Here is a 13313-nt window from a genome sequence, read left to right as displayed (position 1 = left end):
CTCAATACCCTCTTGGCACACCTCTTGCTAAATATCCATGAAGCAGGAGGTGTGCTATGGCAATTTCATTCGACAAGGCATTTGGTGTTCATCAGTACACGCTGAGCGTGCGCGCCAAGCGTGCCGAGGTGTTGTCCAGCAACATCGCCAATGCGGATACGCCGGGTTTCAAGGCCCGTGACATCAACTTCTCACAAGCGTTGCAGGATGCCCAGGGCCAGCAAGGGTTCGGGCTCAGCACTACCAGCGAGAAGCACTTCGCCTTGCAGATGGATTCCCCGGGCACGACCCAGTACCGCAATCCCCTGCAACCGGATACCGGTGACGGCAACACGGTGGACGTACAGCAGGAGCGCAGCGAGTTCCTGCGCAACAGCCTTGAATACCAGGCCTCTCTTGAATTCATGAACAGCAAGATAAGCGGCCTGCTCAAGGCACTGAAAGGAGAGCAAGGATGAGTTTGTTCAAGGTCTTTGACATTGCAGGCTCAGCCATGAGCGCGCAGTCCGTTCGCCTCAACACGGTGGCGAGCAACATGGCCAACGCTGACAGCGTCAGCTCCAGCGTGGAAAAAACTTACCACGCCAGGCGGCCAGTCTTTGCCGCCCAGTTGGATCAGGCCATGTCCGACAAGCAGGCCTCGGTCGGGGTGGATGTGAAGGGCATCGTCGAGAGTGATGCGCCCCTGCTCAAGGAGTACAACCCGAATCACCCCATGGCGGACAAGGATGGCTTCATCTTCAAGCCCAACGTCAACATGGTGGAAGAGATGGCGGACATGATAGCGGCGTCGCGCAGCTACCAGACCAACGTCCAGGTGGCCGATGCGGCCAAGAAAATGTTGCAGCAGACCCTGGGTCTGGGCAAGTCCTGACAGAGGTGAACCCGGATGAGAGTGACCCATGATCGCCTGCCAGGCGGCAACAATCGGCCCAGTGGGCACGCCCTAGAGGGGGGAGCATAAGTGGCAGATACCTATGACAGCCTGCTGGGCGTCAACCGGACGACGTCGGCCCAGACCAGTACGGTCAACACCAGTACCCAGAAAAAGGAGCTGGATCAGGAGTCCTTCCTGAAACTGCTGACCATGCAGCTCTCCTATCAGGATCCGTTCAAACCGGTGGACAACGCCCAGATGCTTTCCCAGATGACCTCGATGTCGACGTCTCAGGGGATCAGCAGCCTCTCCACCCAGATGGAGAGCCTCAACAGCCTGATGACCTCCAGCCAGGCGCTGCAGGCCTCCGCGCTGGTGGGGCAGAACGTGCTGATCCCGTCCAACACGGGTTACGTGGAGAAGGGGGGCACCCTCACGGGGGTCATCGCCACCGGCGATGGCGGCAGCAACATTAAGGTGACGGTGAAGGACGAGAGCGGCCAGGTCATCAGGGAGTTCGCCATTGAAGGGAGCCACAAGGGGAACGTGGCCTTCGAATGGGATGGCAAGGACAAGTCCGGCAACGAGGCCAAGAGCGGCAAGTATTCGATAGAGGCGCATGCCACCGTCGACGGCACGTCGGAGAGTGTCCCCGCCCTGACTTACGCCAAGGTGGAGAGCGTCACCCTGGGAACGAGCACCAACCCCAGCACCCTCAAACTCAAGGGACTGGGCGGCATCTACCTGACCGATGTATTGGAAATTGGCGCGACGACCGGCAAGACCACCACCCAGTCGGCTTCGTCCTCTAACGCAGTGATCTAAGGAGAAAGACATGTCATTCAACAATGCCCTCAGCGGCATCAATGCGGCTCAAAAAGACCTGAACGTCACCGCGAACAACATTGCCAACGTCAATACCACCGGCTTCAAGGAGTCCCGTGCCGAGTTTGCCGACGTCTACGCCAACTCCATCTTCGTCAACGCCAAGACCCAGGTCGGCAACGGTGTGGCGACTGGCGCTGTGGCTCAGCAGTTCCACCAGGGCGCGCTGCAATTCACCAACAACGCGCTTGATCTTGCCATCCAGGGCAACGGCTTCTTCGTGACCTCGGACGGCCTGACCAACCTGGATCGCACCTACACCCGTGCGGGCGCCTTCAAGCTCAATGAAAACAGCTATATGGTGAGCAACTCCGGCGGTTATCTGCAGGGGTACGAGATCAACGCCGATGGCACCCCAAAAGCAGTTAGCATTACTGCAACTCGGCCAATTCAGATCCCTGATCGTGCCGGAGAGCCTGTACAGACATCACAAGTCAATGCCAGTTTTAATCTACCCACCACCTCGACACCAAAAGCCAGTGGTGCAGACCCATTGATGACTTCTCAGGTTAATAGCAGTTTTAATTTGGACTCTAGCGCTAATGTCATTAATCCTGGTTTGGCATTTGACCCGAATGATCCCAGCACTTATTCAATGCAAACTACTACTGATGTCTATGACTCACTTGGAGAGAAGCACACAATTACTCAGTACTTTGCCAAGGACGCAGATCCAGCAAATCCCACTCAGTCTGCAGTACCTGCAACTTGGCGTATGTACCTCTTCCAAGGGACGACTCCTATAAATATTAATGATGCGGGAACCCCACAGCAGTTTGCGCGAATTAATTTCGATACTTCTGGCACTATGACTGGTACGGTTCCTGCTGAATTAAAAACAGTACCTTTAGGAACTCCCAACCCGCCGAGTGCTGTTCCTGGTGCTGGCATTAACATGAATGGTGCTAATGAGTCTCAGGTTGTTGAGTTCAAGTTCGATGCGGTAAGCGAATCGGCATCACCATACAAAGTTAACCAATTGAGCCAGGACGGTATCGCCCGCACATATTCCAAGTTTGATCCAAAAGATTCAACTACATATTCCTCATCAACATCTGTGGTTGCATATGACTCCCTTGGTGAACCGCACACTATCACGCAGTATTTTGTCAAGGAGGCAGATTCTACAGATCCAAGCAAGGCGACTGTACCTACTGCTTGGCGTATGTACCTTTATGAAGGTGATAAACCCATTGATATTGTTGGCGGTCAAGCGACGGCAATGGCAACTGGCCTAAGTCAAGCACCTCTAAGTGCGCGTGTCACTTTTGATGCTTCTGGAAGAATGCAGACACCTACTAGTCCTGAGGTCATTAAGACCGAACCCTTGGGCACTCCAGGCGCCGGCATTATTACTAATGGTGCCGATGGCACTCAGGATATCGAGCTCAAGCTCGGTACCGTGACACAGTACGCTTCACCTTTTGAAGTCAACCAATTGACCCAGGATGGCTCCACTGTCGGTCGCTTGACGAAGGTCGAAATTACGGGAGATGGCATCATATCGGCAACCTACAGTAATGCCACCACCGTCAAGGTTGCCATGGTGGCCATGGCTAAGTTTGCCAATTCTCAGGGGCTGACCCAGGTCGGCGACACCTCCTGGCGCCAGTCCCTGCTCTCTGGCGATGCCTTGCCCGGCACCCCGAACTCCGGCACGTTCGGCTCCATCAAGTCGTCGGCGCTGGAGCAGTCCAACGTGGACCTCACCACCGAGCTGGTCGATCTCATCACTGCCCAGCGCAACTTCCAGGCGAACTCCCGTTCCCTGGAAGTGAACAGCTCCCTGCAGCAGAACATACTGCAGATCCGCTAAGACGGCGGGTAGTTGGCAGGGGCGCTTCGGCGCCCCTTGTCATTTCCGTCCCGCCTCATTTCCTCCTTTCATGCCATCTTCGTCATCTCTCTTGGCATTCAACTTGCAGTTGAGCTGTGAGAGTCATCTGTTTGACGGAGGATCCCATGGATCACCTGCTTTACATCGCCATGTCCGGGGCCAAGGAGAACATGAACAGCCTGGCTGTTCGTGGCAACAACCTGGCCAACGCCAACACCATTGGCTTCAAGTCTGACTTCGAGCAGGCGCGCAGCATGCAGGCGTTTGGCGAAGGGCTGCCCACGCGGGTGTTCGCCATGACCGAGCGGCCGGGCCAGAACTTGCAACACGGCCTGCTGCAGACCACGGGGCGGGATCTTGACGTTGCCGTCGATGGGCCGGGCTGGATTGCGGTGCAGGATCCCAACGGCGCGGAAGCCTATACCCGCATGGGCAACCTGCAGCTCAATGCCACCGGCAATCTGCAGACTTCCACCGGTCTGAATGTGGTGGATGATGCCGGTCAGCCCATCGTGCTGCCCCTGCCCATGGAGAAGATCGAGATCAATCGTGACGGTACCATCAGCGGCCGTCCCGAGGGGGCCGCCGCCAACCTGCCGGAAGATTTCCAGCGTATCAAGCTGGTCAACCCGGCGGCAGATGCGGTGGAGAAAGGCCAGGACGGCCTGTTTCGCCGCAAGGATGGCCAGAATGAGGCCGCGTCTGCGGATGTGGGCCTGATCGCCGGCTCCCTTGAGGGGAGCAACGTCAACGTGGTCGACGAGATGACCAACCTTATTCGCTTGCAACGTCAGTTTGAAACTCAGGTCAAGATCATGAAGACCGCCGAGGAGAATGACGAGGCACAAACCCAGCTGCTGCGTATCAGCTAATCAAGGAGCACCCCATGAATCCTGCACTCTGGATCAGCAAGACCGGCCTCGATGCCCAGCAGACCAACATCTCGGTCACCTCGAACAACCTGGCGAACGCCAGCACCGTGGGCTACAAGAAGGCGCGGGCCATCTTCGAGGATCTGCTTTATCAGAACATCAACCAGCCTGGCGGTCGCTCCTCTGCGGACACCGAGCTCCCTTCCGGCCTGATGCTGGGGGCGGGGGCCAAGGTGGTCGCCACCCAGAAAAACCACAGTCAGGGCAACGTCCAGACCACGGACAACTCCCTTGACCTGATGATCAGTGGCCGCGGCTACTTCGAAATCCAGCTGCCCGATGGCAGCGCCGCCTATACCCGCAACGGCCAGTTCACCCTGAACGACGAGGGGACTATCGTCACCCCGGGCAACGGTTACCCGTTGCAACCGGAGATCCAGATCCCCGAGAACGCTCAGAGCGTCACCGTGGGGGAGGATGGCCAGGTCTCCGTCCAGCTCAAGGGGGATGGCCAGTCCCAGGTGGTGGGCCAGATCAACACCACGGACTTCGTCAACCCCACCGGCCTGCAGCCCATGGGGGAGAACCTCTTCCTCGAGACCCAGTCCAGCGGCGCCCCCATTCAGGGGACTGCCGGCGCGGACGGGCTGGGGGTGATCAAGCAGGGGATGCTGGAGACCTCCAACGTCAACGTGACCGAGGAGCTGGTGAATCTCATCCAAGCTCAGCGGGTCTACGAGATGAACTCCAAGGTCATCTCCGCCGTCGACTCCATGATGTCCTTCCTGACCCAGCGGACCTGATGAAAGGAGTGCCATGATGAAAGCCATATGGATGCTGGGACTGCTGACCCTGGCGGGTTGCACCAGTACCCCCAATACCGCCAAACCGGATGACCCGGATTTCGCCCCCGTCTACGGGGAGTCGGAGCCGGTGTCGGTGCGCCCGACCGGCGCCATCTTCCAGCCCGAGCAGGTCAACGGCATCTACTCGGACATCAAGGCGCACAGGGTGGGTGACATCATCACCATCCAGTTGGCGGAGTCGACCTCGGCGTCGAAAAAGGCCAACACCCAGAGCGGCAAGGACAACAAGTTGGCGCTCAACCCCGTCACCCTGGGTGGCGTGCCGGTCACGGCGGGGCCCTACGATCTGTCGGCCTCTATCGGCCAGAACAGTGCCTTCAAGGGGCAGGCCAAGGCGGATCAGAGCAACAGCCTGCAGGGCAACATCTCGGTCAGCGTGGTCAAGGTACTGCCAAACGGCAACCTGCTGGTGCGCGGCGAGAAGTGGATCATGCTCAACAATGGCAACGAATACATCCGTATCACCGGTCTGGTGCGCCCGGAGGACGTGAGCTCGGAAAACAGCGTCTCCTCCCAGCGGGTGGCCAATGCGCGTATCTATTACGGTGGTACCGGGGATCTGGCGAACACCCAGGAACAGGGCTGGCTCACCAGCTTCTTCAACGGCCCCTGGTGGCCCATTTAAGACTCAAGAGTCCGGGGCGTTCACGGGTCCCGGATCAGGAAGGTTTTGTTAGGAGATGTCATGAACCGATTCCGTCTGCTTGCCCTGCTGTGCTGCCTGCTGCCCTTCGGGCTGGCGCACGCATCCCGCATCAAGGACCTCGCCTCGGTGGAAGGGGTGCGTAGCAACCAGCTGATCGGTTACGGTCTGGTGGTGGGCCTGCCCGGCACGGGGGAGAAGAACAACGCCTTCACCGAGCAGACCTTCAGGACCATGCTCAACAACTTCGGCATCAAGGTGCCTGACAACATCAAGCCCAAGATCAAGGACGTGGCACCGGTGGCCATCCACGCGGATCTCCCCCCCTTCTCCAAGCCGGGCCAGACCATAGACGTCACCGTCTCCGCCATCGGCGAGGCGAAGAGCCTGCGTGGCGGCACCCTGCTCCAGACCTTCCTGAAAGGGCTGGATGGCCGCGTCTATGCGGTGGCCCAGGGCAGCCTGGTGGTCGGTGGCCTCGGGGCCGAAGGGGCGGACGGCTCCAAGGTGGTGGTGAACACGCCCACAGTGGGGCGCATCGCCAACGGGGCGACCGTGGAGCGGGAGGTTCCCAACTCCTTCAGCCAGGGCGACACCATCACCTTCAACCTGAACCGGCCGGACTTCACCACCGCCCGCCGTCTGGCGGACGTGGTCAACGATCTGGTGGGTCCGAACACCGCCCAGGCGATGGACGCTACCTCCATCAAGGTATTCGCGCCGCGGGATCCGGCCCAGCGGGTCTCCTACCTCTCCACCATCGAGAACCTGGAAGTGGACCCGGCGAGCGAGTCCGCCAAGATCATCGTGAATTCGCGCACCGGGACCATCGTCATCGGCAGCGAGGTCAAGCTGCGCCCGGCGGCCATCAGCCACGGTGGGCTGACGGTCACCATCGCCGAGAACCAGCAGGTCTCCCAACCCAATCCGCTCGCTGGCGGGCAGACGGCGGTCACCAACAACTCCACCATCAACGTGCAGCAGGATCCCGGTCGGATGTTCAAGCTCGATACCGGCGCGACCCTGGACGACCTGGTGCGGGCGGTGAACCAGGTGGGGGTCGCCCCCGGGGATCTGATGGCGATCCTGGAGGCGCTGCAGCAGGCGGGCGCGATCCAGGGCCAACTGGTCATTCTGTAATTTCGTGAGCGGCAAGCGGTTGCCACGGGCGGCAAAGAGGTAGGTTATGGCAGAGTTCGACACCCAGAGCGGTATCAATATTGGCATGGTGCAGGACGTCCAGAACCTGGACAAACTGCGCCAGATGAGCCTGAGCAAGGAGGGGAAGCAAGGGGCCCTGATGGCGGCCGCCCGCCAGTTCGAATCCATCTTCACCCAGACCCTATTCAAGGGGATGCGCCAGGCCAACTCGGTGCTCACCGAGGGCAACCCGATGAACAGCAGCTACACCCAGTTCTATGAAGGGATGCTGGACGAGCAGCGGGTTGCCGACATGTCGAGCAAGGGGGGGCTGGGCATTGCCGAGATGGTGGCCAGGCAGCTCTCTCCCGAGCAGACCTTCACCCATCAGGATGGCCGGGTACTCAAGCTGCCCCAGCGTACCGAGCGGGTCTACAAGCCCTATCAACCCCCCAGTGCCTCCAACGATCTGATTGCTGCCTCCAAAGTTGGCAAAGATTTTGCTGATAACGAAATGAAGGGTGAGCTGAATGGGGCCGAGCGTACGCTGGCCATGCCAAGACGCCCCCACCGCACCGTGCCGCCCATGGGCAGCAGCCAGAGGCCTTCGGCCCTAGATGGCAGCGCCAAGGTGTTTGACAGCCCGGAAGAGTTCGTCGACAGGCTGATGCCGCTGGCCAAGAAGGCGGCGGATAAGCTGGGGTTGAGCCCGGCGGTGTTGGTGGCCCAGGCCGCCCTTGAGAGTGGCTGGGGAAAGCGGGTGATCAAGGATGCAGACGGAAACGTGACGCACAACCTGTTCGGCATCAAGGCGGATCCGCGATGGGAAGGTCCCAAGGCGGTGGTGAGCACCCTGGAATACGAGCAAGGGGTGGCCTCGCGCCAGAAGGCGGCGTTTCGCTCCTACGAGTCGTTCGAAGAGAGCTTCAACGACTACGTGGATTTCCTGACCTCTGGGAGTCGCTACAAGGGAGCGCTGGCCAAGGTGGACAGCCCGGACCGTTACTTCGAGGCGTTGCAGCAGGCCGGTTATGCCACCGATCCCCAGTACGCCAGGAAACTTAAACAAGTGTTGCGCAGTGATGCCATCGCCGGCTATTCGACGCCCGGCAACATTGCAGACAGGAACACAGAGATGGAGCTGTAAGCTATGGCAAGCGATCTGCTTGGAATTGGGACCTCGGGTGTGTTGGCCCAGCAGCGGCTGCTGCAGACCACCAGCAACAACATAGTGAACGTCAATAGCCAGGGCTATGTACGTGAACGCACCCTGATCTACACCAATTCCGTCGGATTGGGGACGGGCGACATGGTGAGTGATCGCATCATCAACGCCTATGCCCAGGCCGAGGTTCGCCGTGATACGTCCGCTTATAACGCCGCCAACACCCGCTACGATCAACTGTTCCAGCTCGACAGCCTGCTCGGTGATGCCAGCAACAGTGTGGGGTCCACCATCACCTCCTACTTCAAGGCTTTCCACACCGCCAACGAGTCACCGTCCGAGATCGGAGGGCGCAAGACGACCCTGAGTGAACTGAGCGGTATGGTGGACAGATTCCACACCCTCTCCGCCCAGCTCGACAAGCAGTCCGATACCATTAACGCCACCATAGGGGACGAGACGGACAGGGTGAACAGCCTGCTGAACAGCATCAACGATCTGAACCAGGCCATCGTCCGCACCCAGGGCTCCCCTGAAGAGAACCTGATGCTGTTCGATCAGCGTGATGAGGCCATTCGCCAGCTCTCCGAGAAGATGGAGATCCGCACCGTGACCCAGCCCAACGGCAGCATGCTGGTCAACATGAGCACAGGGCACTCCCTGGTGCTCGATGGCGGCGTGGCCCAGTTCAAGGTGGTGCCGGGGGACCCGGATTCCCGTGAGCCTTCCCTGCAGCTGACCCTGGGCAAGAACCAGGCCAGCATCAACGACAAGGATATTGGCGGCGCCATCGGTGGCCTCTTCACCGCGCGTCGGGATCTGGAGCCCGCCAAGCGGGAGCTGGGGCAGATGGCCGTCGCCCTGGGGGATGCCATGAACCAGCAGAACCGGTTGGGGATGGATCTCGACAACGAGCTTGGGGGGGATCTCTTCACCCTCAAAGGAAGCCAGGGGTTGCCCTACGCCAGCAACCAGGGCAACGGGGCGGCCAGCGTCAACTTCGTTCCCGGCAAGGGGAGCGAGGTCACCACCTTCGACTACGAGGTGCGGTTCAACAGCGCCACCGGTTACGAGGTGTTCGCCATCGACGGCAGCGGGCAGCGTACCTCGCTCGCCACGGGGACCACGCCGCCAGCCACCTTCGAAGTGACGGGCCACGGCATCGAAATCGATCTCTCCGGCACACCGGCTGCAGGTGACAAGATCTTGTTGCAACCCACCCGGAATGCGGCTGCCAACCTGGAGCAGGCGATCACCCGTCCTGAGGATATCGCGCTGGCTTCCCCCCTGAAGGCGGACAAGGGATCCCAGAACCTGGGCTCTGGCGAGATAACGCTGGGCGGTGTCTACAACACCGGCACGGGCTCGGGTTTTGGCACCAACACTTTGGACCCGAGTGCCCCCCAGGTCATCAAGATCGACGGCAGCGGCAACTACGAGGTCTATGACAAGAACAACAACCTGCTGGGTGTCGCCCCCGCCTCCAGCAAGGGACAGAACCTGATGGCCGCCCTCGAGAGCCCCCTGGGGGGAGCCAAGGTCTACGCCGATCCGACCCAGAGCCCGGGCTATGAGTTCAGCATCACCGGCAAGGTGGAGGCCAGCGACAGCTTCACGCTCAGCTACAACAAGGACGGCTTTGCGGACAACGCCAACGGCCTGGCGCTGGCGGAGCTGCAGAACAAGGAGCTGGTGCGCAAGAACAACAACGCCGCCACCAGCAACGACAAGATGACCTTCAACGATGCCTACTCGGGTCTGGTGAGCGGCATTGGCAACAAGACCAGCCAGGCCAAGACCCTGCTGCAGGCCAACGAGGCGAAGCTGACCCAGAGTACCGCCATCTTCGAGAGTGTCTCCGGCGTCAATCTGGAGGAGGAGGCGGCCAACCTCATCCGCTTCCAGCAGTCCTATGCGGCCTCGGCCCAGATAGTGAACACCGCCAAGACCATCTTCGACACCCTGCTCTCCTCCGTGAGGTAAGTCATGCGCATCACCACCAACATGATCTATGACCGCAACCTTGCCTCCATGAGCAAGGTGAGCGAGCGCCAGAACACCGCCTACAACCAGTTGATGACGGGGGATAAATTCTCTCGCTCCGGGGAGGACCCGGCCGGCATGAGCCAGAAGATGGCGCTGACCAAGGAGATCGATCTCTTCAAGCAGTACGGCGTCAACGGCAGCCTGCTGGAGAACAGTCTGGGCCACGAGGAGACGGTGCTGACCTCCCTCAACAGCGCCATGCTCAGTGCCCAGACCCTGATCCAGAAGGCGAACAACTCCGCCATGGGCTCCGAGGAGCGCAGCGCCATCGCGAGCGAGCTGGAGGGGCTGCAAAAGCAGATGTTCGACCTGATGAACAGCAAGAACTCCCAGGGGGAGTACATCTTCGGCGGCAATCAGAGCAAGACCCAGCCCTTCGTCAAGGATGCCAGTGGCAACTATGTGTTCCAGGGGGACACGGGGCAGCGCAACATCCAGGTCTCACCCACGGTGCAGATCCCGGCCAACGACTCCGGTTTCGATCTGTTCGAGATAGTGGCGACCCGGCGCACTGCCAGCGCCGCCAGTGGCAACATCCAGGTGTCGGTGGCGGATCAGGGGAACTTCGAGAGCTTCTATCGCAACAACTATGACGCTTCCCTGCCGAGCAACCAATATGCGGTCAGCACCCTGGCCGGGCCGCCGGACACCTACGAGATCCGTGACAGCGGTGGCACCCTGCTGCAAAGCGGCGACTATGTGGCGGGCAACAAGATCCCCTTCAACGGCCTGGCGCTCACCCTCGACCTCCCTGCGGGGTCGGCGACCCAGAACTTCGTGCTGGATACCCCGAAAAACGACAACATCCTCAATGGCATGTCCGATTTCATCTCCGCCATGCGCGATCCGACCCTGTCCGAGAGCGATTTCCAGCTGGCGGTCTCCGATGCCACCACCCACATGAGCAACGCCAGAACCAAGATAGACCGGGGACTGGGGGAGCTGGGGGGAAGGATGAACAGCCTGGAGCAGGTGATGAGCTCCAACGACGGACTCAGCACTCTGAACCAGCAGGCGCGGGCCAAGGTGTCCGAGGCGGACATGTACGAGGTGATCGCGGCCCTCTCCAAGGAGGATGCAGCCATGAGCGCCTCCCAGCTCGCCTTCAGCAAGATAAGCAAGCTGACCCTCTTCGACTATATCCGCTGACGTTCATCCGTTGACCGCAGGCTCCCCCGTGCCACGCACGGGGGAGCCTCGTTTCATGAAAGGCCCGCCGTCCGGCCAATTTGTAACAACCCGTTGCCAGGGGCCCGTTTGCCTTGACTCGACCTGCGCCTGGGCAGATGATGCCGCCCGCACGGTAGCGCCGTGCAATCAATGTTCGCAGCATCTCGTTAGGCGAGGCTCCTGCATAAACACAGGCCACTGATCTCACGACGTCCAGAGACGCCCAAGATCAGGACAGTTTTCATCGGATTAAGGTGTCAACCCAAGTGGCTTCCGGCATGCCGGATACGTTATGCAGTGCTAAAGCTGGTACGTGGGGATGAAAACACGCCGGACGGCGTCATTTCCTGCCTGTTACTCGTCAATCAAATTGCTGTTTTCTTGCCGTTGCATCCGGCCAGGTGCCGGAGGCGTTCAGGTTCGCCTGAAATCACATGAGGACATCTGTGATGAAGAAAACACACACCCTGCTCAATCGTCATCAACTGCTCGACCCGGTTGCCCTGCGCAACTGGCTGGCGCACAACCTGGATCCGGTGGCCCGTGCCGATCAGCTTCTGACCCTGCGCCCGGAAGAGCTCAACTGCATCTTCGATACCCTCTCCATGCCGGAAGGGGCGTCCTTGCTCGCCTCCCTCCCGGCGGAGTGTGCCGGCCATCTGCTGCTCAGGCTGCATGGCAGCATCGTGGGAATACTGCAGGGCACCCTGGCCCGTCGTGACCTGCTGGTCATCCTGCGCAGGCTCGACGAGCACGATCGCAAGACCCTGCTCGCCCGGCTGCCGGAGCCCGCCCGCAAAGCCTTCCAGTCCCTGCTGGCCTGGCCGAACGAGTCGGTGGGGGCCAACATGCGCCACGAATACCTGGCAGTGGAGGCCGATGCGACGGTGGAAAGCGCCAAGCAGCTGATCCACGGCGCCTGGGATCAGGCCAGGCTGTTTGGTCATCTCTATGTGGTTGACGGCGAGCAGCGCCTGCTTGGCAGCGTCTCCCTCAAGTCGCTGCTGATCGCCGATCCGCTGCTGCCGGTAGGGGAGCTGATGGAGGGGGAGGCGGTGCGCATCAACGCCCGGGCGGATCAGGAGCTGGCGGCCCGCCTGCTCATTGACCGCGACCTCTCGCTCCTGCCGGTGGAAGATCAGGGGCGTCTGGTGGGGGTCTTCCACGTGGACGATGCCGCCGACATCCTGGAGCTGGAGTCCACCGAGGATGCGGAGCTGCAAGGGGGCTCCTCGCCGCTGGATACCCCCTATCTGCAGGCGACCCCCTGGCAGTTGTGGCGCAAGCGGGTGGGCTGGCTGCTGATCCTGTTCGTGGCGGAAGCCTACACAGGCACCGTGCTGCGGGCCTTTGAAGAGCAGCTGGAGGCAGCCATCGCCCTGGCCTTCTTCATCCCGCTCCTCATCGGTACCGGTGGCAACAGCGGTACCCAGATCACCACCACCATAGTGCGTGCCATGGCGGTGGGGGAGGTGAGCCTGAAAAACCTCGGCACCGTGCTGAAGAAGGAGATCTCCACCGGTCTGCTCATCTCGGCCGCCATCGCGCTGGCGGCCTGGGTGCGGGCCTGGAGCCTGGGGGTGGGGCCCGAGATCGGCATGGTGGTGACCCTGACCATCGTCGCCATCGTGCTCTGGAGCGCCACCGTCGCCTCGGTGATCCCCATGGTGCTGCGTCGCTTTCGCATCGACCCGGCGGTGGTCTCCGCCCCCTTCATCGCCACCCTGGTGGACGGTACCGGCCTCATCATCTACTTCGAGATAGCCAAGCTGATCCTGCCGGATCTGCAGTAGGAAAAGACAAGAGACAAAA

General features: G+C 60.5%; 12 protein-coding genes and 1 riboswitch. All 12 genes read left to right on the top strand.

Annotation, left to right across the window (positions count from 1 at the left end; all coding sequences use genetic code 11):
- The first annotated feature begins 56 nt into the window (after positions 1-56).
- The 12 genes from flgB to mgtE all read left to right on the top strand — a co-directional run bounded on the left by flgB (position 57) and on the right by mgtE (position 13294).
- A complete protein-coding gene (flgB, locus tag J9893_RS00640) occupies positions 57-458 on the top strand; it encodes a flagellar basal body rod protein FlgB (RefSeq protein WP_053288337.1) in 402 nt (133 codons plus the stop codon).
- On the top strand, positions 455-874 hold the full coding sequence (flgC, locus tag J9893_RS00635; protein ID WP_005329775.1) for a flagellar basal body rod protein FlgC: 420 nt from the start codon (positions 455-457) through the stop codon (positions 872-874). The genes flgB and flgC overlap by 4 nt, the downstream gene beginning before the upstream one ends.
- A 90-nt stretch (positions 875-964) precedes the next feature.
- Positions 965-1702: a flagellar hook assembly protein FlgD gene (locus tag J9893_RS00630; protein ID WP_053288339.1), complete on the top strand. Its 738-nt coding sequence runs from the start codon at positions 965-967 to the stop codon at positions 1700-1702.
- 10 nt (positions 1703-1712) lie between these two features.
- Complete coding sequence (locus J9893_RS21885) at positions 1713-3578, top strand: flagellar hook-basal body complex protein (protein WP_113070031.1); 1866 nt, start codon at positions 1713-1715, stop codon at positions 3576-3578.
- Positions 3579-3724: 146 nt separating this feature from the next.
- A complete protein-coding gene (gene flgF, locus J9893_RS00620) occupies positions 3725-4471 on the top strand; it encodes a flagellar basal-body rod protein FlgF (protein ID WP_042648967.1) in 747 nt (248 codons plus the stop codon).
- Between the two features lie 14 nt (positions 4472-4485).
- Complete coding sequence (gene flgG / locus J9893_RS00615) at positions 4486-5274, top strand: flagellar basal-body rod protein FlgG (protein WP_010675290.1); 789 nt, start codon at positions 4486-4488, stop codon at positions 5272-5274.
- Between the two features lie 16 nt (positions 5275-5290).
- Positions 5291-5962, top strand: coding sequence for a flagellar basal body L-ring protein FlgH (flgH, locus tag J9893_RS00610; RefSeq protein WP_161646573.1), 672 nt, complete (start codon positions 5291-5293; stop codon positions 5960-5962).
- Between the two features lie 60 nt (positions 5963-6022).
- Complete coding sequence (locus tag J9893_RS00605) at positions 6023-7120, top strand: flagellar basal body P-ring protein FlgI (protein ID WP_010675288.1); 1098 nt, start codon at positions 6023-6025, stop codon at positions 7118-7120.
- A gap of 46 nt (positions 7121-7166) precedes the next feature.
- The gene (gene flgJ / locus J9893_RS00600; RefSeq protein WP_069652528.1) at positions 7167-8267 is read left to right on the top strand and encodes a flagellar assembly peptidoglycan hydrolase FlgJ; all 1101 of its coding nucleotides are present in this window, start codon (positions 7167-7169) and stop codon (positions 8265-8267) included.
- Between the two features lie 3 nt (positions 8268-8270).
- Positions 8271-10268: a flagellar hook-associated protein FlgK gene (gene flgK / locus J9893_RS00595; RefSeq protein WP_210599824.1), complete on the top strand. Its 1998-nt coding sequence runs from the start codon at positions 8271-8273 to the stop codon at positions 10266-10268.
- A gap of 3 nt (positions 10269-10271) precedes the next feature.
- Entirely contained in the window at positions 10272-11480 is a 1209-nt protein-coding gene (flgL, locus tag J9893_RS00590) for a flagellar hook-associated protein FlgL (protein WP_210599823.1), read from the top strand.
- Between the two features lie 177 nt (positions 11481-11657).
- Positions 11658-11827: riboswitch (M-box (ykoK) riboswitch) on the top strand.
- 123 nt (positions 11828-11950) lie between these two features.
- Positions 11951-13294, top strand: coding sequence for a magnesium transporter (gene mgtE, locus J9893_RS00585; protein WP_210599822.1), 1344 nt, complete (start codon positions 11951-11953; stop codon positions 13292-13294).
- Positions 13295-13313: the final 19 nt, after the last annotated feature.

Source organism: Aeromonas sp. MaB10011B (assembly GCF_017939325.1).
In the GTDB taxonomy this organism is placed as follows: Bacteria; Pseudomonadota; Gammaproteobacteria; order Enterobacterales; family Aeromonadaceae; genus Aeromonas; species Aeromonas caviae.
Note: the sequence above shows the minus strand (reverse complement) of the source record. Positions and strands in the feature narration are given on the sequence as shown.

Excerpts from the sequence above, each read along its gene's own strand:
- flgB (WP_053288337.1), top strand. The coding sequence starts at position 57 with ATGGCAATTTCATTCGACAAGGCATTTGGTGTTCATCAGTACACGCTG.
- flgC (WP_005329775.1), top strand. The coding sequence starts at position 455 with ATGAGTTTGTTCAAGGTCTTTGACATTGCAGGCTCAGCCATGAGCGCG.
- J9893_RS21885 (WP_113070031.1), top strand. The coding sequence starts at position 1,713 with ATGTCATTCAACAATGCCCTCAGCGGCATCAATGCGGCTCAAAAAGAC.
- flgF (WP_042648967.1), top strand. The coding sequence starts at position 3,725 with ATGGATCACCTGCTTTACATCGCCATGTCCGGGGCCAAGGAGAACATG.
- flgG (WP_010675290.1), top strand. The coding sequence starts at position 4,486 with ATGAATCCTGCACTCTGGATCAGCAAGACCGGCCTCGATGCCCAGCAG.
- flgH (WP_161646573.1), top strand. The coding sequence starts at position 5,291 with ATGAAAGCCATATGGATGCTGGGACTGCTGACCCTGGCGGGTTGCACC.
- J9893_RS00605 (WP_010675288.1), top strand. The coding sequence starts at position 6,023 with ATGAACCGATTCCGTCTGCTTGCCCTGCTGTGCTGCCTGCTGCCCTTC.
- flgJ (WP_069652528.1), top strand. The coding sequence starts at position 7,167 with ATGGCAGAGTTCGACACCCAGAGCGGTATCAATATTGGCATGGTGCAG.
- flgK (WP_210599824.1), top strand. The coding sequence starts at position 8,271 with ATGGCAAGCGATCTGCTTGGAATTGGGACCTCGGGTGTGTTGGCCCAG.
- flgL (WP_210599823.1), top strand. The coding sequence starts at position 10,272 with ATGCGCATCACCACCAACATGATCTATGACCGCAACCTTGCCTCCATG.
- mgtE (WP_210599822.1), top strand. The coding sequence starts at position 11,951 with ATGAAGAAAACACACACCCTGCTCAATCGTCATCAACTGCTCGACCCG.